General features: G+C 60.4%; 23 protein-coding genes and 1 pseudogene. 11 read left to right on the top strand and 13 right to left on the bottom strand.

Annotated features, from left to right (window positions below; translation table 11 throughout):
• Positions 1-571 (bottom strand): annotated as a pseudogene (locus AC1RMF_RS11585) (GGDEF domain-containing protein); the annotation flags it as partial.
• A 237-nt stretch (positions 572-808) separates the two neighbouring features.
• Between AC1RMF_RS11585 and AC1RMF_RS11580 the strand changes: the two are divergent.
• The 6 genes from AC1RMF_RS11580 to AC1RMF_RS11555 all read left to right on the top strand — a co-directional run bounded on the left by AC1RMF_RS11580 (position 809) and on the right by AC1RMF_RS11555 (position 5,262).
• Positions 809-1,738: a chromate resistance protein ChrB domain-containing protein gene (locus AC1RMF_RS11580; protein ID WP_493141569.1), complete on the top strand. Its 930-nt coding sequence runs from the start codon at positions 809-811 to the stop codon at positions 1,736-1,738.
• A 5-nt stretch (positions 1,739-1,743) separates the two neighbouring features.
• Positions 1,744-2,934 (top strand): chromate transporter, encoded by a 1,191-nt coding sequence (locus tag AC1RMF_RS11575; protein ID WP_493141568.1) that lies wholly within the window; start codon positions 1,744-1,746, stop codon positions 2,932-2,934.
• 15 nt (positions 2,935-2,949) lie between these two features.
• Positions 2,950-3,291 carry a rhodanese-like domain-containing protein gene (locus AC1RMF_RS11570; RefSeq protein ID WP_493141567.1) on the top strand — a complete coding sequence of 114 codons (342 nt, stop codon included), beginning with the start codon at positions 2,950-2,952 and terminating at the stop codon, positions 3,289-3,291.
• An 89-nt stretch (positions 3,292-3,380) separates the two neighbouring features.
• Complete coding sequence (locus AC1RMF_RS11565) at positions 3,381-4,421, top strand: DMT family transporter (RefSeq protein WP_493141566.1); 1,041 nt, start codon at positions 3,381-3,383, stop codon at positions 4,419-4,421.
• Positions 4,422-4,458: 37 nt separating this feature from the next.
• Positions 4,459-4,824: an arsenate reductase (glutaredoxin) gene (arsC, locus tag AC1RMF_RS11560; protein ID WP_493141565.1), complete on the top strand. Its 366-nt coding sequence runs from the start codon at positions 4,459-4,461 to the stop codon at positions 4,822-4,824.
• A gap of 204 nt (positions 4,825-5,028) precedes the next feature.
• On the top strand, positions 5,029-5,262 hold the full coding sequence (locus AC1RMF_RS11555; protein ID WP_342620045.1) for a hypothetical protein: 234 nt from the start codon (positions 5,029-5,031) through the stop codon (positions 5,260-5,262).
• A 131-nt stretch (positions 5,263-5,393) separates the two neighbouring features.
• Here AC1RMF_RS11555 and AC1RMF_RS11550 read toward each other — a convergent pair whose 3' ends face one another.
• The 4 genes from AC1RMF_RS11550 to AC1RMF_RS11535 all read right to left on the bottom strand — a co-directional run bounded on the left by AC1RMF_RS11550 (position 5,394) and on the right by AC1RMF_RS11535 (position 8,331).
• Complete coding sequence (locus AC1RMF_RS11550; RefSeq protein ID WP_493141564.1) at positions 5,394-5,867, bottom strand: c-type cytochrome; 474 nt, start codon at positions 5,865-5,867, stop codon at positions 5,394-5,396.
• Positions 5,868-5,869: 2 nt separating this feature from the next.
• Positions 5,870-6,472: a TetR/AcrR family transcriptional regulator gene (locus AC1RMF_RS11545; protein ID WP_493141563.1), complete on the bottom strand. Its 603-nt coding sequence runs from the start codon at positions 6,470-6,472 to the stop codon at positions 5,870-5,872.
• A complete protein-coding gene (locus AC1RMF_RS11540; protein ID WP_493141562.1) occupies positions 6,469-6,903 on the bottom strand; it encodes an ester cyclase in 435 nt (144 codons plus the stop codon). Before AC1RMF_RS11540 ends, AC1RMF_RS11545 begins: the two co-directional genes overlap by 4 nt.
• Positions 6,904-7,425: 522 nt before the next feature.
• Positions 7,426-8,331 (bottom strand): LysR family transcriptional regulator, encoded by a 906-nt coding sequence (locus AC1RMF_RS11535; protein ID WP_493141561.1) that lies wholly within the window; start codon positions 8,329-8,331, stop codon positions 7,426-7,428.
• Between the two features lie 55 nt (positions 8,332-8,386).
• Here AC1RMF_RS11535 and tmpA point away from each other — a divergent pair, with 55 nt between their 5' ends.
• Both tmpA and tmpB read left to right on the top strand, forming a co-directional pair.
• Positions 8,387-9,577 carry a 2-trimethylaminoethylphosphonate dioxygenase gene (tmpA, locus tag AC1RMF_RS11530; RefSeq protein ID WP_493141560.1) on the top strand — a complete coding sequence of 397 codons (1,191 nt, stop codon included), beginning with the start codon at positions 8,387-8,389 and terminating at the stop codon, positions 9,575-9,577.
• Entirely contained in the window at positions 9,574-10,152 is a 579-nt protein-coding gene (gene tmpB, locus AC1RMF_RS11525) for a (R)-1-hydroxy-2-trimethylaminoethylphosphonate oxygenase (protein WP_493141559.1), read from the top strand. The genes tmpA and tmpB overlap by 4 nt, the downstream gene beginning before the upstream one ends.
• Before the next feature lie 37 nt (positions 10,153-10,189).
• Here the strand turns inward: tmpB and AC1RMF_RS11520 are convergent, their stop codons facing one another.
• From AC1RMF_RS11520 to AC1RMF_RS11500, 5 genes are read right to left on the bottom strand one after another with little or no spacing between them, the layout of a single operon-like run.
• Positions 10,190-11,782 (bottom strand): gamma-glutamyltransferase family protein, encoded by a 1,593-nt coding sequence (locus AC1RMF_RS11520; protein ID WP_493141558.1) that lies wholly within the window; start codon positions 11,780-11,782, stop codon positions 10,190-10,192.
• A 47-nt stretch (positions 11,783-11,829) separates the two neighbouring features.
• A complete protein-coding gene (locus AC1RMF_RS11515) occupies positions 11,830-12,624 on the bottom strand; it encodes an ABC transporter ATP-binding protein (RefSeq protein WP_493141557.1) in 795 nt (264 codons plus the stop codon).
• Between the two features lies 1 nt (position 12,625).
• Positions 12,626-13,318: an ABC transporter permease gene (locus tag AC1RMF_RS11510; RefSeq protein ID WP_493141556.1), complete on the bottom strand. Its 693-nt coding sequence runs from the start codon at positions 13,316-13,318 to the stop codon at positions 12,626-12,628.
• Complete coding sequence (locus AC1RMF_RS11505) at positions 13,318-14,025, bottom strand: ABC transporter permease (RefSeq protein WP_342620034.1); 708 nt, start codon at positions 14,023-14,025, stop codon at positions 13,318-13,320. Before AC1RMF_RS11505 ends, AC1RMF_RS11510 begins: the two co-directional genes overlap by 1 nt.
• 44 nt (positions 14,026-14,069) lie before the next feature.
• Complete coding sequence (locus AC1RMF_RS11500) at positions 14,070-14,906, bottom strand: transporter substrate-binding domain-containing protein (protein ID WP_342620033.1); 837 nt, start codon at positions 14,904-14,906, stop codon at positions 14,070-14,072.
• Positions 14,907-15,096: 190 nt separating this feature from the next.
• Here AC1RMF_RS11500 and AC1RMF_RS11495 point away from each other — a divergent pair, with 190 nt between their 5' ends.
• The 3 genes from AC1RMF_RS11495 (at position 15,097) to gnd (ending at position 18,143) form a co-directional block, all read left to right on the top strand.
• Complete coding sequence (locus AC1RMF_RS11495) at positions 15,097-15,792, top strand: GntR family transcriptional regulator (RefSeq protein ID WP_493141555.1); 696 nt, start codon at positions 15,097-15,099, stop codon at positions 15,790-15,792.
• Positions 15,793-16,085: 293 nt separating this feature from the next.
• On the top strand, positions 16,086-16,508 hold the full coding sequence (locus AC1RMF_RS11490; protein WP_493141554.1) for a DUF4148 domain-containing protein: 423 nt from the start codon (positions 16,086-16,088) through the stop codon (positions 16,506-16,508).
• Between the two features lie 213 nt (positions 16,509-16,721).
• Positions 16,722-18,143, top strand: a complete 1,422-nt coding sequence (gene gnd, locus AC1RMF_RS11485) for a decarboxylating NADP(+)-dependent phosphogluconate dehydrogenase (protein WP_493141553.1) — start codon at positions 16,722-16,724, stop codon at positions 18,141-18,143.
• Positions 18,144-18,192: 49 nt separating this feature from the next.
• On the opposite strand, the gene AC1RMF_RS11480 is transcribed toward gnd, so the two are convergent.
• The 3 genes from AC1RMF_RS11480 to AC1RMF_RS11470 form a co-directional block, all read right to left on the bottom strand.
• Positions 18,193-18,897 carry a GntR family transcriptional regulator gene (locus AC1RMF_RS11480; RefSeq protein ID WP_493141552.1) on the bottom strand — a complete coding sequence of 235 codons (705 nt, stop codon included), beginning with the start codon at positions 18,895-18,897 and terminating at the stop codon, positions 18,193-18,195.
• 61 nt (positions 18,898-18,958) lie between these two features.
• On the bottom strand, positions 18,959-20,410 hold the full coding sequence (locus AC1RMF_RS11475; RefSeq protein ID WP_493141551.1) for an NCS1 family nucleobase:cation symporter-1: 1,452 nt from the start codon (positions 20,408-20,410) through the stop codon (positions 18,959-18,961).
• A gap of 94 nt (positions 20,411-20,504) precedes the next feature.
• A complete protein-coding gene (locus AC1RMF_RS11470) occupies positions 20,505-20,813 on the bottom strand; it encodes a hypothetical protein (RefSeq protein ID WP_446737992.1) in 309 nt (102 codons plus the stop codon).

The following is a 20,813-nucleotide window of genomic DNA, read 5'->3' as shown; positions in this document are numbered from 1 at the left end:
TTAAAAAAGTAGTGGCTGACAATACCAGGAACACCATGAAAAGATAGGCGACAAATAGTCCGACGGGTTCATCTGTGTTCAAGTGCCGCAATGCATATATCGTTGCACCAATAAACAGAACAATGCCATATAAGGCAACCAAGCCTACTTGACGCATGGACAAGCCAAACATGCCAAACATAAGCACTACAGATAGGATGGGTAAGGCCACTCCACGGCCATGGCCCGTAATGATGAAAGCCGCTGCATTACACGCTATGGCATAGAGCATTTGAATAAAGGCCAGCGAAGGGTCTTCCATGCGCAAAGATATGCCACTGCGAATCAGTGCATAGATCACTACGAGTCCGAGGCTGGAGGCCATAGCCCACGTGTCTATGTCGCCCATTCCCTCGATTCCTACCAAGCGCATGAAATAGACCACGCCAATGCAAGCCAGCATCAGTACCGCAGCTAGTAGGAACTGGCTGGTTCGTATGCGCATGGGTTTTTGATTGCCCAATAAATATCCAAGTCCCCGGCAGATCAGTACATCAAGAACCGAAACGTACTTATTTTTAGTGGCTTTCACAGCGAGTCTCCGTTATTGGAGAATATTACTGCGGATAGATTTCGTTTGGCATCATTTGCGAGTAGGTTCAACGACTTTGACTTGAATCTATGCATCGAGTCCTCGATTCGCTTCTTGAGCTTCCTGCCCTGAGGGATGCCCTTTCGGGCCGGCTTCACGCCTAAGCACCCACGCCGCAGACATAGGTATTCCAATTTTTAATTGCAACAAGTACTACATGTATGTAGCATTTGTTGCATGACTTCTTGGCTCTCACTCATCCTCAGTCTTCCCACCGAGAACGCGAATACCCGTATGCGGACTTGGCGTGCGCTCAAGACCTCGGGCGCGGCCGTCCTTCGTGACGGTGTGTACCTGATGCCAGACCAGGTGGCCTGCCGCTCAGTCTTTGAACGCGTTGCCACCGAGGTTGCCGACTCAGGCGGAACGTCTTATGTCACGCGTATTGAGGAGCCGCCAGGTGCTGATTTCAAGGCGATGTTTGACCGCAGCGCTGAATTCGCGGCATTGCTGGAAGAAGTGCGGTCCACAGCGCTGGAGGTCAACGAAGAAAGCGCTTCCGAGCTGGCAAAGAGGGCGCGCAAGTTGCGCAAGGCATTCGCCGGTATCGTGGAGATTGACTTCTTTGTCTCAGAAGCCCAAAAGCAAACCGAGGCTGGCCTGCAGGCTTTGGAATTGGCACTGGCGCGCATTCTTTCCCCGGACGAACCTCACCCCATCGAAGCCCAGATAGCGCGCCTGGATGCCAAGGCGTTCAAGGGCAAGACCTGGGCCACACGCCAACGCCCCTGGGTTGATCGCCTGGCAAGCGCCTGGTTGATTCGCAACTTCATAGACCCCAAGGCGAAGTTCATTTGGCTGGAGAGCCCCCAAAAATGCCCCAGGGATGCGGTCAGCTATGACTTTGACGGTGCAACCTTCAGCCACGTAGGAGCCAAGGTGACATTTGAGGTTCTGCTGGCCAGCTTTGGTTTGGAGACTCCATCATTGCAGCGCATGGGCCATCTGGTTCACTTTCTGGATGTCGGTGGACTGCAACCTCCCGAAGCCGCTGGTATCGAGAGCGTTCTGGCAGGGATGCGCGACTCCAAGGAAAGCGACGACCGTCTACTGCAAGCGGCCTGCGCGGTGTTTGATGGTTTGTTGCAGAGCTTCTCCAAAGGATAGATGCCATGGCAAGCCGTGAGATGACTTCCAATGCGCCTGGCGAATCGGTGCGCTATACGCTGTGGCAACTGGTGCTGTATTTCCTGAAGTTGGGGACCATGGGCTTTGGGGGCCCGGTGGCGCTGGTGGGTTATATGCGCCGCGACCTGGTGGAGCATCGTGGCTGGATAACCGAGGCAGACTACAAAGAGGGCCTGGCCTTGGCGCAATTGGCTCCCGGCCCCATGGCTGCCCAAACCGCCATCTACCTGGGCTATGTCCACTATCGCGTTGTGGGAGCCACCCTGGCCGGTCTTGCCTTCGTTCTGCCATCGTTCTTCATGGTTGTTGCACTGGGTTGGGCTTATTGCCAATTTGGCGGACTCACCTGGATGCAGGCCGTGTTCTACGGCGTGGGCGCCGCAGTCATCGGCATCATTGCCATCAGTGCCCACAAACTGACCACCAAGAGCATTGGTAAGGACAAGTTGCTGTGGGCAATCTTTCTCATACTGGCCGTGGTCACTGTGGTCACGGAGTCTGAAATTGCCTGGCTGTTTCTGGCCGCAGGCGTCGTGACATGGCTTTGGCGCGCGCCGCCCAAACGGTTGGGCGGTGGTGGGCTGGCTGCAGTCCTGCCTGTCGACGTGGTTCACACCGGCAGCTTCATGGCGACACTGGACTGGACCTTGCTGACCCAGATCGGCGTGTTCTTTGCCAAGGCTGGCGCATTCGTGTTCGGGTCCGGACTGGCCATCGTTCCGTTTCTGTATGGCGGCGTTGTCACCGAGCACCATTGGCTCAATGAAAAGCAGTTTGTGGATGCCGTGGCGGTGGCCATGATCACGCCGGGGCCGGTGGTCATTACCGTGGGATTCATTGGCTACTTGATTGCTGGTTTCCCCGGAGCTTGCATGGCCGCGCTGGCGACCTTCTTGCCCTGCTACCTGTTCACCATCATTCCGGCACCGTACTTCAAGAAATACGGCAAGCTTCCTGCCATCGTGGCCTTTGTGGACGGGGTAACTGCCGCAGCGGTAGGGGCCATCACGGGCTCCGTCATCGTCATTGCCAAGCGCAGCATTGTGGATGTACCCACTGCCGTCATGGCGTTGCTCACGATCGCCATTCTCTTGAAGTTCAAGAAGCTGCAAGAGCCTGTGGTGGTTGTGAGTGCCGCACTCATCGGGCTCGTGTTGTATCCACTGACCCACTAGACCAAGGAGCATCCCATGCAATTCATTTCGGTAACCGAACTGGCCCGACAGTTGAAGGAGGGGAAGCCCATCAGGTTGCTGGACGTGCGACGAGGGCAGGCGCGCTTTGCATCAGGAGTGCAAATCAGCGGTGCCCAATGGAGGGATCCGGCACTGTGGCTGGACTGGAAAGATGACATTGCACATGACGTCCCCATCGTGGTGTATTGCGCCCACGGCCACGAGATCAGCCAGGGATTGACGGCCACGCTGCAGGCCATGGGCGCAGATGCCTGTCACCTGGAAGGCGGCATCTCCGAGTGGCTGGCCCAAGGGCAAGCCGTCACGCCACTCCAATCGACGGGGGATGCACCTTGAAACGGACTAACCGTGAGTGCCCCCAAGCTTGGGCACGCAGGAAGTAGCGACATTTCGATGGATTCCTGCGATGGGCCGACAATCCGGCTATGAATAGAAATGTCCTTTATGCACTAGGTGCCGCCGGTCTGTTTGGGGCGAGCACACCATTTGCGAAGCTGCTCACGGGTGACATGCCTGCGGTTCTGCTGGCGGGTCTTCTTTACCTGGGGAGTGGGTTCGGGCTGACGGTAGTGCGGTTTGTCCGGGACGGTGGCTTTAAACCGTCGGGCCTGCGAAGCAATGAGTGGCCATGGTTTCTGGGAGCGGTTTTCTTTGGGGGTATTCTGGGTCCCGTAGCTCTGATGCTCGGCCTGAAGTCCACCAGTGGGGCCACTGCGTCACTCCTCTTGAATCTGGAGGCGGTGTTGACGGCCGTCATTGCCTGGTTTGTATTCAAGGAAAACGCAGACAGACGCATTGTGCTGGGCATGCTGGCAATTGTGGCAGGCGGCATTGCATTGAGCTGGCAAGGAAATTCCGCGTCACAAGTGAGCCTTTCCGGTCCCGCACTGGTCGCTCTTGCATGTCTTTGCTGGGCCATCGACAACAATCTCACGCGCAAGGTTTCTGCGTCAGACGCTCTGTTCATCGCAGGCATCAAGGGGTTGATTGCCGGGGCGGTAAATACACTGCTTGCCCTTGCCATGAGTGCCACATTGCCTGACTTTTCCACGGTAAGTGCAACCATGGTGGTTGGCCTGCTGGGCTATGGCGTCAGCCTTGTACTGTTTGTGCTTGCGTTGCGTGGACTGGGAACAGCGCGAACGGGAGCATATTTTTCAACCGCACCATTCATCGGCGCGGCAGTGGCTCTGATTGTCTTTGCGGAAACCACGAGCGTTGCGTTCTGGATCGCAGCGGCGTTGATGGCCCTCGGGGTGTGGCTACACCTTACCGAGCACCATGCGCACGAGCATGTCCACCAGGAATTGGAGCATGAGCATGAGCACAGCCACGATGAACACCACCAACATACCCACGGGTTTGGATGGAGTGGTAGCGGCAAGCACAGCCACCTTCACAAGCACCTCGTCATGACGCACAGTCATCCGCATTACCCGGACATTCATCACCGGCACGGCCATTGAAGCGCCATATTGTTACAGCCATCAGAGGAACAAGAGGATGAGCAAGATCACGATTTATCACAATCCAGCCTGCGGTACGTCGCGCAACACGCTGGCACTGATTCGCGACAGCGGCGTCGAACCCGAAGTCATTGAATACCTCAAGACGCCTCCGGGCAAAGCCAAATTGCAGGAACTGCTCAAGGCCATGGGCATTGGCGTGCGCACATTGCTGCGTGAGAAGGGTACGCCCTATGCGGAGCTGTCCCTGGCAGATCCGAAGTGGACAGATGACGAACTGCTGGACTTCATGGTTGAGCATCCCATCCTGATGAATCGCCCGGTGGTCGTTACACCGCTTGGCACCAAGCTCTGCCGCCCCAGCGAAGCTGTGCTCGACATATTGCCCGAACCTCAGGTCTGAGCGTTCAACCAGGACCGCCAGCACAAGTTTGTGCGGGCCCGTCTTCTGTTGGCAAGGTTGAGAGGAAATCGTCTTGTCGGACGGGAATTCACCACGTTCCCATATCTGCCTTCTTTCATCGCAACTTGAAGATTTTGTGCGCATGGATATCTTCTGTAAGCGACAGTCGATCCACTCACCTGGATCTTTGAGAGGAGGTGTGACATGCTTGAAGACAGCCTTGCCTTTGCGATCGTCAAAGGGCGGTTTCCTCATGTTGGTCACATGCTTCAGGAGCATTGGGAGGATCCTGATTTCATGACCTACATGGAGGATTTGTTACGCCGGGACCGATTACGCAAAGGCTTTCCCAGCGAGGTGGACAGGGCACTCCAATCGCTGGTGATAGAGCACGATATAGAGTTTCCGAACTTCACCCGAGCAGATCACGATTTTTGATTGCTCCGGCGCTCTGCGGGTACCAGCGCTGATCACGTGACATGTCGGGACAAGGAATTGAAACGAGGGTCCTCGCTCTTTGGGCTGCGCCCTCTCTTCGCCGGTAGCGCTCCTGACCAGCGGAGGCTTGTTTAGGGAAACCGAACTACCGGCCCCTCCGCCTTGGCATTCGGTGGTACATACGCGGGAGCCGACGCACCTGTCGGCCCCAGTGACCGGGTGAATGCGTAGATAGCCTTGAGATCCGCGTCAGTCATGGCGCGGACGTTGAACCATGGCATGGGCGGGCGAGGTTCCATGGTGCGTGCGTGGCTTACCCATTGCTGCTCGCTCATACCCGCGAGAAGCAGTCTCAGGTTGGTGGCGTAGGTCGTGCCCCAGGGACCTTGCCAACCTAGCGCATCACCCGTGAGCCAGAGGCTTTCATCGACCTTGCCGTTGCTGGGTCCGTAGTTCGGTGTGTGGCAGTCATTGCAGCCCGCCACCCTGACCAGGTAATGGCCGCGCTCGACCTGGCTGGCAGGCGACTTGGGTGTTTGCGCTGTGGCAGCGAACACTGTGCCTGCAATGGTCAGGCCGAGGGTAATTCTGGAAATGTATTTCATGGTTAATTCCTTTCAGCTGCGGCGACCAGTGCCCGTATGGCCCATCGCCTGACTTTGCGTGCTTCGTCATCGTCGAGCCTCAGCACGTCCTTGAAAACAATCACGGATTCCGGTCCCATGACCAGGGCCAGCGCGTGCTTGAGATGCTTCAACGCCGCAGGCGAGAAGCGATCACCCACAGGAGCCAACGCGGCTTCGATCAGCGGTGTGCGGCGGTTCTGGCGTGCGGGTAGCAGTGCGTCAATCTCACCGCGGGCACTGAGTTCCAGCGACTGCGCCAGCATCAGGCGCAATGAGGTCTCGTTGGCCACAGTCATGGCGTGCAGTGCATCGTCTATGCGTTCGAGCCGTGCGACCGGGTTCGTCGCCGAAGCCCCTGCCAGCACCTGCTGCGCATCCGGGGTGTCGACATCGATCAACGCCTCCAGGTTGAGCACTTCGACCTTGGGAAAGTAGCGATAGGCTGTTGCGCGCGAGACTTGGGCTCGTGCTGCCACTTCTTCCAGGGTAGGTCGCTCGCCGCTCGACATCAACTCGGCCGCGGCCTTCAACAGCGCCTGGCGCGTGCGCTGCTTTTGTTGATGGCGCAAGTCTTGTTCGGTCATGCTGCGACCGCCACTTGCGGTAGCTGCTGAAGAATGGCGGCCATATCGACCCAGACGTTTTCCCGGCTGATCTGGCCGTTCTCGGCGAATTCAATGACGTGCAGCAAGCGGAAACTCAGGGGGCGGTCGCCACCGTCGAGACCGAATGGCCGACCGGGTGCCTTTCCGCTCCACAAGGAATCGTCAACCATGAAACCGTCACCGTACAGACGGCGCAGCGATTTGACTTGACCGTGCGACAAGTCGGCAAACAGGGTTTCATAGAACGGCCGGGCGCCTTCGCGGCCGCGGCTCGGTCCCGTGGGCCAACCGACCACGTCGTGCTCGACCTCGGGTGTCAAAGTACGCAGAACGCCCGCGACGTCGTCGCGCGCCTCAAAGTCGAAATGTTCGTCGAGTCGGTGGTCCATTTCTTCAGGAGTGAGTAGCATGGTTATGCTTCCTTTCATGATTTGGGTTGCTTTATTTATGAGACAAAAATCTCATGAAGAGAATTATAGCTCACAAAAAAAGACTTTGCAAATGCGTGCGGGAGGCTGTCTGGCAGTGGGTCAGTGGTGCTAAGTGATGAAGCCCTTCATGCAAGGGAGTTCACCCTAACAACTGCCTTCTGCCTGACGGCCAGTCTCCACCTACCCCCACCCGCAGGGGGAGTTCTTGGCATCTTTGGAATAACGCATGACGATGCGTTTCTGAATGCGCTGGGTCTTAGGGAGCGCTTGGTGGCGGATGAATGCCATCAATTTCTCGAGCAACCGGTCCAATGCATTCTGATACTGCCGCATGGCCTGCACTCGCATGTGCCATCAACGACGAAGGCAGTTGCCAGCCCACTACCTTGGACGGGTCGACCACGTGGTCGGGTCATGCCGCCAGCTGCTTCGATAACACGAGGACCGGGCAGACATAGGGCCACGTGTCGAAGCTGAGGACTTTTTCGTAGCTCCCTCGGATCATTGCGTTGCAAAAGGCCCGGTGTAAAGCGGGTGCTTCGATGGCTGACACAAACACTCTCTCACCTGCGTCCACTGCCGGCTAGGCACCTGGTCTTCATACGCAGCCATCCAGTACCCCTCCTCCAGCGCGAGCGTGTCATCCGACAGCCGCACCAGCGTGCCATTGCCGAGTTCTGCTGTGCACAGCGGCAAGGAGCCCAGGATCACGCCGAGCCCGGCACGGGCTGCGGCCAGTGCGGCCACAAAGCTGTCGAAGCGCCAGCGCGGCACGGGCGGGGCGGCGTCGCCGGTGCGTTCGGCCCACTCCTGCCAACCCGGGCGCGGGCCGGAGACAGCGATGCGCGGCAGCTCTTGCCAATGCGTTGACTGGCGCAGCAGCTCCGGTGCGGCCAGTGGCGTCAGCACTTCCTGGTACAGCCGCGCGCTGGTCATGCCTGGCCAGCCACCATTGCCGTAGCGCACCTCGATGCTGGCGTTGGACTTGGCGAAATCCGGTTCGATGTTCATGGTGGTGAGCGACAGCTGGAAGTGCGCGCCCGGGTCCAGCGTGGCCAGCCTAGGCGCTACCCACAGCTGGATGACCGACGCGCTGGCCGTAAGCACCAGCTTCTGCAATGGCTTGCCGAACAGTTCGTCGGCACTGCGGTCCAGGCTGCGCAGGGCGGCACTGACGTAGGGCAGCCAGGCCTCACCCTCCACGGTGAGCGTCACGCCGCGCGCCTGGCGCGTGAACAGCCGGGCGCCCACGCGCCGTTCCAGGTTCTGGATGCGCTGGCTGACTGCCGCTTGTGTCAGCCCGAGTTCCAACGCCGCTGCGGTGAAGTTGCCGGTGCGGCCCGCGGCCTCGAATACGCGCACCCACTCCAGTGGGAGCTTGTCCATGCGTTCGTTGCTGTTTGCCATAACGGAAACCACCCCTCAGACACTGAATATATTGTTTGTCATTATGGATTGGAGCATGGACACTGCACCCCGCCGGGCCATGCCGGCCATGACGAGGATCAAGATGACGAAGACAGCTCAGGTTTCGGAAGACGGCGGCGTATTGTCGCTCACGGGCAGCAACGGTGCGGCGCTACGGTTCCATGCCATCTGGTTGCGGGACAACGCCTGGGATGCGCAGACGCGCGCACCCGGCAACGGCCAGCGCCTGATTGCCTTGCGCGACATTCCCGCCGATACGCGCATCGCGTCGGTGGCCATCAGCGGCAATCGCCTGACCGTGCACTTCGCCCCAGAAAACAAAACGGTGGACTACGACCTCGCGTGGCTGCAGGCCCATGCCTACGACCGGCCCGCGCACCGAGCGCCGGGGTGGACCGCAGACACCATCACCACCTGGGACAGCAGCCTGATGGGCTCCGTGCCCGTGGGGGACATGCACGCGGTCAGCCAGCAACCCGCCGCCTTGCGCGACTGGCTGGCCCAGGTGCGCCGCTACGGCTTTGGCAAGTTGACTGGCGGGCCCATTGAACCGGGCGCGTTGTTGAAGGTGGCGGCCTTGTTTGGCTATGTGCGCGAGACCAACTACGGCGTGTACTTCGAGGTGCGCACCGAGGTCAACCCCAACAACCTGGCCTACACCAGCCTGGGCCTGCAGGCGCACACCGACAACCCCTACCGCGACCCGGTGCCCACGATGCAGATCCTGTACTGCCTGGAGAACTCGACCGAAGGCGGCGAGAACATGGTGGTCGATGGCTTTCGCGCGGCGCAGCGCCTCAAGGCAGAAAACCCGCTGTGGTTCCAGCTGCTGACGCAGTACTGCGCGCGCTATGAATACGTGGGCGAAACGGGCGTGTGCCTGCGCTCGCGCCGCCCCATGATCGAGCTGACACCCGATGGCGAACTGCAGGCCATCCGCTTCAACAACCGGTCCACCGCCGCCATCACCGACGTGCCCTTCGAGCATATGGCCGACTACTACGCGGCCTACCGGCGCCTGGGCGAGATCATCGACGACTCCGCCATGGAGGTGACCTTCAAGCTCGCGCCCGGCGAATGCTTCATCGTGGACAACACCCGCGTGCTGCACGCGCGCAAGGGCTACTCGGGCAGCGGCAAGCGCTGGCTGCAAGGTTGCTACCCCGACAAGGACGGCCTGCTCTCCACGCTGGCCGCACTGGAACAACAAGGACTGCCAGCATGACCCCCCCGTTGACGCCTGCCACCTTTGTCGCCTTCGTGGCCGACATCTTTGCGCGCCGCGGCGACGAGGAATACTTGGGTGAGCCCGTGACCATGTCGCAGCACATGCTGCAAGCCGCCCGCTTTGCAGAGCAGGCCAAGCAGCCCGACGAAGTGATAGTGGCCGCACTGCTGCACGACATAGGCCACTTCACCAGCGAGTTCGGCACCTACTCGCCCGACGACACAGAGGACCGCCACCACGAAGGCGCGGGCGGCGATTTGCTGGCGCCCTTCCTGCCGCCCCGCGTGACCGAATGCGTGCGCCACCACGTGGCCGCCAAGCGCTACCTGTGCGCAACCAGGCCGGACTACTTCAGCAAGCTCTCACCCGCATCCGTGCACACGCTGAGCCTGCAAGGCGGGCCCATGAGCGCAGACGAGGTGGCTGCGTTTGAGCGCAACCCGTATCTGCAGGACATCATCAAGGTGCGGGTGTACGACGAGGCGGGCAAACGTGCGGACATGCCGACGCCGCCGTTTGCGTATTACGCGGGGATGATCCAGGCGGTGGTGGACAGGCATTGCGGGGGTTGAAGTCCACAGCCCGTGCAACCCGCAAGACCTCTTCCAATCAATAGCCCAACGCCATGCCATCCTTGCGATGGTCCGAGCCGCCTTGCAGGGTGCCTTTGTCCCAGTCGATGCGCACGGCCTGCGAGCCACCTATGGCCCAGGTGGAAGCCTCGATGCCAAAGCCGCGACGGCTCAATTCAGCGCCAACTTTTTCGAGCAGCAGCCCTTCGGTTTCCACACGCAGTGTGCCGGGCAGGGGGAACAGGCGCGGCAGCTCCATGGCCGCCTGCAAGTCCATGCCGTGGTCGATCAGGCGTGACAGCAGGTTGGCATGGCCCATGGCCTGGTAGTGGCCGCCCATGACGCCAAAGGCCATGGTGATGCGCCCGTCCTTGGCCACCATGCCGGGAATCAGGGTGTGCATGGGGCGCTTGCGCGGTGCCAGCACGTTGTCGTGCGCCGCGTTCAGCGAGAAGCCCTGGCCGCGGTTGTGGAACAGCACGCCGCTGCGCGGTGCCATCAGGCCGGTGCCGTAGTGGTCGAACAGCGAGTTGATGAAGCTCACCACATTGCGGTCTTTGTCGACCACGGCGATATAGGCGGTATCGCGGTGCTCCGGCCCCACGAAAGGCGGCAGATCGGTAATGGCGTGCTTCAGATCGATCTTTGCAGCCAGACTGTCAAGCAGTGTGTCAGACAGCATGTGCTGCGGTGGTACGCGTGACGTGGTGGGCTCGGCCAGCCACGCATCCCGCGCGGCATAGGCCAGGCGCGTGGCCTCTATGGCCAGGTGCAAGTTGTCCGGGGCCAGCGGGTCGCCACTGATGGGGAAGCGCTGCAGTATGCCCAGGATCATCAGCGCGATGACGCCTTGTCCGTTGGGTGGGCACTCGTATACCGTGTGACCCCGGTAGGAATAGCTGAGTGGCTCTACATATTCACCAGAGACGCTGGCGAAGTCCTGCTCGGTGTGGCAGCCGCCATGCTGGCGCAGATGGGCCACCATGTCGCGTGCAATGTCCCCTTGGTAGAAGGCCTTCGGTCCGTCGTGTCCCACGGCCTCCATGGTGTCGGCCAGCAGCGGCTGGTATTGCATGTCGCCAATCGTGGGGGCTTTGCCGTCCACCAGAAAGGTGGCGCGTGTGCTGGGGTCCAAGCGCAGCAGCGGCTGAGCCTCGTCCAAGTCATAGGCCACGCGCGGCGTGATGGTGTAGCCCTCGCGTGCCATGCGGATGGCCGGTGCCAGCACTTCACGCATGGGCAGGCGGCCATGGTCGGCCACCAGACGGCACCACGCTTCCACAGCGCCGGGAACCGTGACGGCCCAGGGCGAATGCTGGGGAATTTCCTGCAGGCCTGCGGCGCGCGCTGCCTCCAGCGTGGCAGCTGCGGGTGCCCGGCCGGAGCCGTTGTAGGCCCGCACCTGGGTGGCGTCACCCATGGAGAACATGGCAAAGCAGTCGCCCCCCACGCCGGTGGAGCCGGCCTCTACCACGCACTGGACTGCGCACGCGGCAACGGCGGCGTCCATGGCGTTGCCACCGGCTTTGAGTATCTCGACGGCCGTCAGGGTGGATGCGGGATGTGAGGTGGCCGCCATGGCATGGCGGGAAGCGGCCAGCGAGCGGCCAGGAAGTTCGAAATTGCGCATAAGGGTCTCTCTGTCGTTGTTGTGGTTTGTGTGGGGCGGCTGTTCTGTCAGCCGCCTATCCTCTGGATGAATTGGCGCAGGCGTTCGCTGCGCGGCTGGGAGAAGACCTGTTCGGACGGCCCTTGTTCTTCCACCGCCCCCTGGTGCAGAAACACCGTGCGCGTGGAAACATGGCGCGCAAAGCCCATCTCATGGGTCACCACCAGCATGGTGCGTCCCTCTTCGGCCAATGCGCGCATGACACCCAGCACCTCGGCCACCAGCTCGGGGTCCAGCGCGGAGGTGGGTTCGTCAAACAGCAGCACCTCCGGATGCATGGCCAGTGCGCGGGCAATGGCCACGCGCTGCTGTTGCCCGCCCGAAAGCCTGGCTGGATAGGCATGGCGTTTGGCGGCCAGGCCAACCTTTTCCAGCAAGACTTCGGCTTCTGCAATGCATTCGGCGCGGGGGCGCTTTTGCACATGTACCGGCGCCTCAATCAGGTTTTCCAGCACGGTGCGGTGGGACCACAGGTTGAAGCTTTGGAACACCATGGCCGCGCGGGTACGGATGCGCTGCAGCTGGGCGGCATCGCTCACCGTGCGGCGGCCGTCCTTGCTGCGTTGCAGTTGCACCTGCTCGCCGTCGATGCGTACCTCGCCCTCATCGGGCATTTCCAGGAAGTTGGCACAGCGCAGCAGCGTGGATTTGCCCGAACCCGAGGCTCCCAGGATGGCGACCACGTCGCCCTGGTTGGCCTGCAGTGATACGCCTTTGAGCACCTCGGCTGCGCCATAGCGCTTGTGGATGTTGCTCAGACTTATCTTTTCGGGAGGAAGTGAGTCGGTTGTGGGTTTGCTCATGTCAGGCGGTGCGACGTCGTTCAGTGGAAAGCTTCCATTCCAGCGCATGCACCATGCGCGTGAGCAGAAAGTTGAGTACCAGGTAAATCAGGCCGGCGCAGGCAAACACCTCGACCGAGCGGTAGGTCTGCGAAATCAGTTTGCTGGCCAGACCGGTGATTTCCATCAGCGTGATCACCGAGGCCAACGATGTCGCCTTGACCATCAGGATCAGCTCGTTGCCGTAGGCTGGCAGCGCTATGCGCAGTGCCAATGGAAAGACGATGCGGCGCAGCCGCAGGACCGGCCCCATGCCGCAGGCCTGCGCGGCTTCGATGGCGCCATGGGGCACGGCCGCAATGCCACCGCGGATGATTTCGCTGCCATAGGCCGCGGTGTTCATGGCCAGTGCAATGATGGCGCACCAGTAGGACGACCGCAGCACGCCCCACAGCCCCCACTCCTGCAGCGTCGGGCGGAACTGGCCCAGCCCGTAATAGATGAGGAAAATCTGGATCAGCAGCGGCGTGCCGCGAAACACGAACACATAGGCCTTTGCCGCATACGCCAGCAGCGCCACACCGCTTTGGCGAGACAACGCCAGGGCCATGGCTCCGATCAACCCGATCACGGTCGAGGTCAATGCCAGATTGAGCGTGAGCGGCAGACCAGCCAGCAGGGCCGTGAAGGTCTCGCTGAGAAACGCAAAGTCCATCAGGCTCTCCGGTAGGGTTTGAAGGAGACGGACTCGGCCCACAGGAACAGATAGCCGGAGACGGAAGTGATGACCAGGTACAGGCACAGCGCTGCCGCGTAAAACACGAACGGCATCCGCGTGGAGCCGGCCCCCAGTTGCGAGGCCCGCATCAACTCCACCAGTCCGATGACCGATATCAGCGCCGACTCCTTGACCACCAATTGCCAGACATTGGCCAGCCCGGGCAGCGCATGGCGCAGCACTTGCGGTGCGATCACGCGGCGGAACATCAGCGCCGGCCGCATGCCACAGGCGCGCGCAGCCTCCAGCTCGCCCCACGGCAGCGCCTGGTAGGCGCCGCGGTATACCTCGGCCTGGTAGGCGGCAGACACCAGCCCGAGCGCCACCACGCCGGTGGCAAAGCTGGGCATACCGATGAAGCCGGTAGCACCCACTGCATTGCCCAGGCTTGACAGCAGGCTGCTGCCGCCAAAGTACAGCAGGTAGATGACCAGCAAATCCGGCACCCCACGCAACACCGTGGTGTAGGCATCGGCCATCAGGCGCAGCGGCAGGCCGCCGCTCACACGGGCGAATGCCAGCGCAATGCCCAGCGCCGCGCCTATGAGCAAGCCCACCGCCGCCACGGCCACGGTCAGCAGGGCGCCCTGGCAGAGCAGTCGCGCCCACCCTCCCGAGCCCAGAAACAGTTCATAGAGGTCCAAGGCGCGCTTCTCCCGTCAGAGCCAGTTGCAGGTATGCAGGAGGTTCAGTTGAGGCGTGTCTTGAGCCACTTCTCGGCCAGCTTGTCGATGGTGCCGTCGGCCTTGGCGCCCTTGATGGCTTCGTTGAACATGGCCTTGAGCGCTGTGTCTTCCTTGCGCAGTCCCACTGCAATGCCCTTGCCGAACACATCGCCTACCAGAACCGGACCGGCCAACTTGTATTGCTTGTAGTCCGGCTTGTTCAGTAGCCCGGTCAGCGAGGTCTTCTGGGCGATCACACCGTCAATACGGCCTGCCTTGAGGTCCAGATCGTGTTGCTCGGTGGTCTTGTACTCATGCACTTCCACCACGCCCTTGAGGTACTTGTCCAGGAAGTTGGCATTGGCCGTGGCAGCCTGGGTACCGATGGCCTTGTTCTTGAGGCCGGCAGCCAAGGGCTCCAGCGCCTTCTTCACCTGGGCCGGGTCGCCTCCGAGGTCCACGGTGGTGCCGGTACCTGGCAGGTTGGCCAGCGGGCCGGTCTTCTCGACCATGAAGGTCGCCGACGTAGGAGCGTAGGGGTCACTGAAGGCGATGACGCCCAGGCGCTTCTCGGTCACGATCATGGAGGCCATGATGGCGTCGAACTTGCGGGCCGTGAGGGAGGGGATCAACCCATCCCAGTCTTGGGCCACGATGGTGCACTTGACCTTCATGCGTGCACACAGGTCCTTGGCCAGATCTACTTCCAGCCCCTCGAGCACGCCATTGGGACCGGTGAAGTTCCAGGGTTCGTACGCGCCTTCGGTCGCAATCGTGATGGCCGTGGGCTTGTCCTGCGCCATGGCGCCGGTCGCAACCGCCAATCCGATACCCAGGACTACCAAACATTTCTTCAGCATATGCATTCCCCAGTTGGTGAAAGGATTCAAGTCGTGGGCGCCCGAATGGCAACCCACGTACGGCTTCGTGCAACGGCGATTTCGCCCGTCGATATGAAATCGTATCCCAAATCGTATCCAATTGTGGATGCATAATCAAGGCATTGTGAAAAAACCTTTGAACCCACCTGCACAAAGCGCCGGGGACGCCATGAAGCCAGCAAAAGACACGCCAGAGTTGCAGTCGGTGCGGCAAAAAACCTACAACGACCTCAAGAAGCTGATTCTTTCGGGGAAACTGCGTCCGACCGAGCGCGTGGCCGAGAGTCGCCTGGCTGAACTGCTGGGGGTGAGCCGCACCCCCCTGCGCGAAGCCCTCATGAAGCTGGAAAAAGAAGGCCTGGTGGTGGGCCAACGCAATGTCGGCTACCGTGTGGCCGACGTGGACATCGACTCCATCTGCGACCTCCTGGTGGTGCGCGAAACCATAGACGCCAAGGCCGCCGAACTGGCCTGCGAGCGTGCCACCGAAGCCGACCTGGAACAAATACGCCAGATCGTGCGCGAAATGGAGGAGCTACAGCAAAGCAACAGCACCGGCCCCGTGGACGCAGCCCGGGAACTGGAACTGGGCCTGCAGATCCACAAGGACATTGCCAGAAGCACGCGCAACAGCGCGCTCATCCGCATTGCCGACCAGCTCTATGAACAGCTGCAACTGGCCCTGTCGCTGGAGGTGTTGTGGATTGACCTCGGCGATATGGGGCTACAGGAACATCAGGCTATTGCCAAGGCCCTGAGCGAGCGCGATGCCAAAGCCGCCAGCGCCGCCGCCAGCACCCATGTGCAAAGCAGCTTGCGCAGCATGACGCGCATCCGCGAGATCCTCAAGCACCGCAAGTTGTAGGAAGGTGCGGGCAGTCGGCTGCGTCGGGGGTGGCCACGCGGTGCCGTGACATGCACAGCAACATTTGGAAACGCACCGTTTACACAAACGCATGCCCCGTGCGCCTGTTCGATTTTTCAAGGGCTCTATTGTTGTTTGATGCGCAATGACCTTGTGCCGGTTCGGCTGTTTTTCTTTACGTCGAAAATTTTTAAAGTTCATTCCATCGACGAGACGCACATCTCTACGCCCCATCGATACCGCAAGCCGCGCTTTATGGCGGTTTGCGTAATCAACCTGAAAGGAATGACTTCATGAAATCCGCATACGCAAGTGCAATCGTTTTGACCCTCTCCGCTCTGGCCGCCGGCCAGGCTTTCGCCGGCAACAGCGCCCCCCGATACGACGAGACCATCGCTGTAAATGTGCCCGCTGACTCCACACCCGGCAAGACCCGCGAACAAGTTCGTGCCGAACTGGCTGAAGCCCAACGTACGGGCAACATTGTTTTCAACGTTGGTGGAGACAACAGCGGTACCAAGCTGAACCAGCTCTACCCCACGAACTACCCGGCCCAGACCACGGCCACGGCTTCCACCAAGACCCGTGAACAAGTCCTTACCGAACTGGCTGAAGCCCAACGTACGGGCAACATTGTTTTCAACATTGGTGGCGACAAGAGTGGTACCAAGCTGAACCAGCTCTATCCCACGAGCTATCAGGCACCACGCAGCTGATCATTCACCTGATTTCTTGCTGACCCAAAAGGCGCCCCGCTTGCGAGGGCGCCTTTTTTACGTACAGCATCCTCCATTGCCTCCGGCCGCAGCCGCTGCATTTGCGTCATTCACACCCCGCACGTCAAAACCCCTACCCCCTCTTGAGCCGACCCACACGCCTCACAATAAGCCCCTTAGACCTCCAAACCCGCACAAACGCGCGCAACTGCTATGAACAAACTCAGTGATTTCGGCCTGATTGGCCTGGCCGTGATGGGCCAGAACCTGGTGCTCAACGTGGAGAGCCGTGGCTTTCAGGTGAGCGTGTACAACCGCACGGGTGACGTGACCGACGCGTTCGTGGCGGCGCATCCTGGCAAGAAGCTGGTGGCCGCGCATGCCTTGGCCGAGTTCGTGCAGAGCCTCTCCAAACCGCGCAGGGTGATGCTGATGGTGAAGGCGGGTGCGGCGGTGGATGCGGTGATCGAGCAGTTGCTGCCACTCCTGGAGGCCGATGACATCGTGATCGATGGCGGCAACAGCCTGTTCACTGATACCGAGCGGCGCGATGCCTTGCTCACTGCAAAGGGTTTGCGTTTCATTGGCGCTGGCGTGTCGGGTGGTGAGGAGGGCGCGCGCAAAGGGCCGTCCATCATGCCGGGCGGCCCAGCTTCCACCTGGGAGGCGATGCGCCCGATTTTCGAAAGCATTGCGGCCAAGGTGCAGGGTGAGCCCTGCGTGATGCACATCGGCCCGGGCGGCGCGGGCCATTACGTGAAGATGGTGCACAACGGCATTGAGTACGGCGACATGCAGCTCATCTGCGAGGCCTACAGCCTGTTCCGCGCAGCGGGCATGAGCGCTGACGAGATGGCGGATGTGTTCGACGCCTGGAACGAGGGCGATCTGCAGAGTTACCTGATCCAGATCACCGGCAAGGCGCTGCGCGAGCGCGATCCCGAAACCGGCCAGCCGATGGTGGACGTCATTCTGGACAAGGCCGGGCAAAAGGGTACGGGGCAATGGACGCTGATGAACGCGGCCGACAGCGCGGTGGTGGTGAGCACCATCAATGCGGCGGTCGAAGCGCGGGTGTTGTCGTCGATGAAGGCCATGCGCGTGCAAGCCAGCAGCCAGCTCAACGGCCCCGAGGCCGTGTTGAAGGTGGACCGGCAGCAGCTGATTGCGCAGGTGCACGATGCCTTGTACGCATCCAAAATCGTGAGCTATGCGCAAGGCCTGGACCTGATGCGCACCATGAGCGAGCGCAAGAACTGGGCACTGGACCTGGGTGGCATTGCTTCCATCTGGCGCGGCGGCTGCATCATCCGCGCGCGCTTTCTCAACCACATCACCGAAGCCTACCGGGCCGACCCCAAGCTGCCGCATCTGATGCTGGCACCCTTCTTCAAGAACCTGCTCAACCACAACCAGCAAGCCTGGCGCGCTGTGGTGGCGCTGGCCGTGAGCCATGGCATTCCGGTGCCGGCGTTCAGCGCGTCACTGGCCTATTACGACAGCCTGCGCACCGCGCGCCTCAGCGCCAACCTGCTGCAAGCGCAACGCGACTTCTTTGGCGCGCACACCTACGAGCGCGTAGACAAGCCTGCCGGGCAATGGTTTCACACGGCGTGGCCGGAAGTCATCGAATGATTTGCACGGCACGGGGTGTTGGAGTTGCCCTGTTGCCTGTGCACCAGTCTCACAATTTGACTTTTCTAGGCTTGGAGCCCGGCTCGATCAACTTCGCCAGCATGCGTTCGCGTGATGTGCCGGACTGCGCTAGCCGCTCGTCCAGCCGGGTCTCCAACTGATTGATGTGGTTGCGCATCAGGTTGGCGGCCAACTGCATGTCTCCAGCAGCAATGGCATCCACAATGGCGGCGTGATCTTCGTTGGAGTCCTGCGCTTCTGTTGCAGATTGATAAAGCGCTGACACCAGCGTGGTGCGCGCGGACAAGTCAATCATCATGGCCGTCAGGAAGCGGTTGCCCAGGCGCTCTGCCAGGCAGACATGAAAGTCGGCCAGAAATACCGAGCGGTCAGCGGCGTTCTTGCTCTTGATGGCTTTTTTCTCGTCTGCGACATGCTGGCGCAAACTCTTGATGACCGACTGCAGCGGCTTGCCTGCATCCTGCAACATGCCGGGTTCGATCACCCTGCGGGCAGCGTAGGTCTCGCGGGCCTCCTCAAATGAAGGCTCCACCACGAACCAGCCCATGCGTGGCCGCACTTCAACAAAACCGCGCGACTGCAGCTCTATCAATGCCTGTCGGACCAGAGTGCGGCTAACACCGAACAAGTCCCCAAGCTCCTGCTCGCCGAGGCGTTCACCGGGTTTGAGGTCCTGATTCAGGATAGCGCTGACGACGCGTTCGGCAATGTTGGCTTTGGAAGACTTGGGCATAGGATTCGTTCAAACCCAAGTATGCCCAATCTGGTACTACGGCAGCCTTACAGCATGCGCATCAGGACCGTTTGGCTGGTTTGCGGGGGCGAATCTGCGACATCACAAAATACACCGCACCACCAATCAACACGCCGATGAACCAACCGTAGATGCCCCACCAGGAGGGCATCAGGCTGGTGAAGTTTGGAAGGATGCTGGAGAACACGGCACCCATTCCAGTAGCGATCAGGGCATTGATGTTCCACCCGCCTTCGTAGGTGTAGGCACCCTCTTCCTGGTAGAGCTGCTGAACATCGATTTCGCCTTTGGCGATCAGGTAGTAGTCCACCAGGATGATGCCCAGCAAGGGCCCCATGGTGGAGCCAATGGCGCCCACAAAGCTTGCTGCATTGCCTTCCCATGGAGCAAACGGATACAACACCAATGCAATGCCCGCTGCAATGTAGCCGCCTCTCTTGAAGTCGATGGTCTTGGGAAATACGTTGGCAAAGTCAAAGGCAGGTGAGACGAAATTGGCAACCACATTGATACCAAGCGTTGCAATGGCAAACGTCAACGCCGCCAACAGGGCCAGGAACCAGCTATCGAACTTCGCGGAGATCTGTTCCGGGTGGAGCAGGACTTCGCCATACACCTTGAAGGCAGCAATCGTGGTGACGCCTGCAACCAGTGAGAAGAGGATGAGATTGACCGGCAAGCCCCAGAGATTTCCGGTACGCACTGCATCCTTGTTCTTCGCATAACGGGAGAAGTCGCAGAAGTTGAGGTACAACGCGGCGAAGTAGGTCACCCAGGTTGCGCCAACAGCCATCAAGGCCCAGAACGAACCCGGTTCGCCGCTGACACCTGCATCCTTGGTCTTTTCGATCAGCAGAGCTTGCGGAATGCCGTGGTCAAAGGAGAAGCCGCCCGCTTTGACGCACAGGCCGATGGCCAGCACCAGCATGGCGACCCATACCGCGGGACCTGCCCAATCCTGGAACTTGCGCACGGTTTCCATGCCGTTCTGGATGATCAGAAGCTGCAGTGCCCAGACCACCACATAGCAAATCACCTCCAGGCCGGAATGCCCCAGAAAATGCGTGCCTTGGTGAAACTGCAGTATTGCGTCAGAGCGCGTCAGCAATGCGACGATGGCGCCCGACGCGGCAGCGGTCTGCGCCCCATACCAGAAGCACGCCACAACGGCGCGAACCAGCGCTGGCAGGTTGGCGCCCCACACGCCAAAGGAGGCACGCGCCAACACCGGGTAAGGAACGCCCGTTTTTTCACCCGCATATCCCACCATGTTCATCAATGCAAAGATGATCAAGGAACCGAGGCCGATGGCCACAACAAAGTTGAGGAAGCTGCCGCAGAGCAGGAACAGACTGGCGGCAAGGTAGTAGCCCCACAGGCTGTGCACATCGGAAGTCCACACATTGAAGATGCTGAAGGCACCCCAATGACGGTCTTTCGCAGGTGCCAAATCTTCGTTGTACAGATTTGGCGATGGATTCTTGAGTTCCATTGATGTCTCCTAGGAGTTGAACGTACCACCGTGCAGCGCTTCGTTGTACGGCTGCTTGTATACAAGACTTTATGCCTGACAAGCTGGTTGTGCATCAGGGTTTACCCCTTTCGCGGATGACTGATGGACTGGCCTGCGCCTCCACCAGACTGGATTCCAGGTCGTCCATCTGCGCCAGCAGGCGCGAGAGATTTTCGGAATAGGGCGACGCCAATCCGCATTGGACGCTGCGGTCCAGGCCACGGGCATCCGTGCAGATGTATCCAGCCTGGCGGACAAGGGCCGCCCGGATCTGTTTGCCAATGCAGGCGGCGGCTTGCTCGCGCCCCTGGGCGCCATTACCGAGGAGCACTTCGACAAGACTTTTGATACCCACGTCAAAGGCGTGCTGTTCACGGTTCAA

It is taken from the genome of Rhodoferax sp. GW822-FHT04A08 (assembly GCF_058801025.1).
Note: the sequence above shows the minus strand (reverse complement) of the source record. Positions and strands in the feature narration are given on the sequence as shown.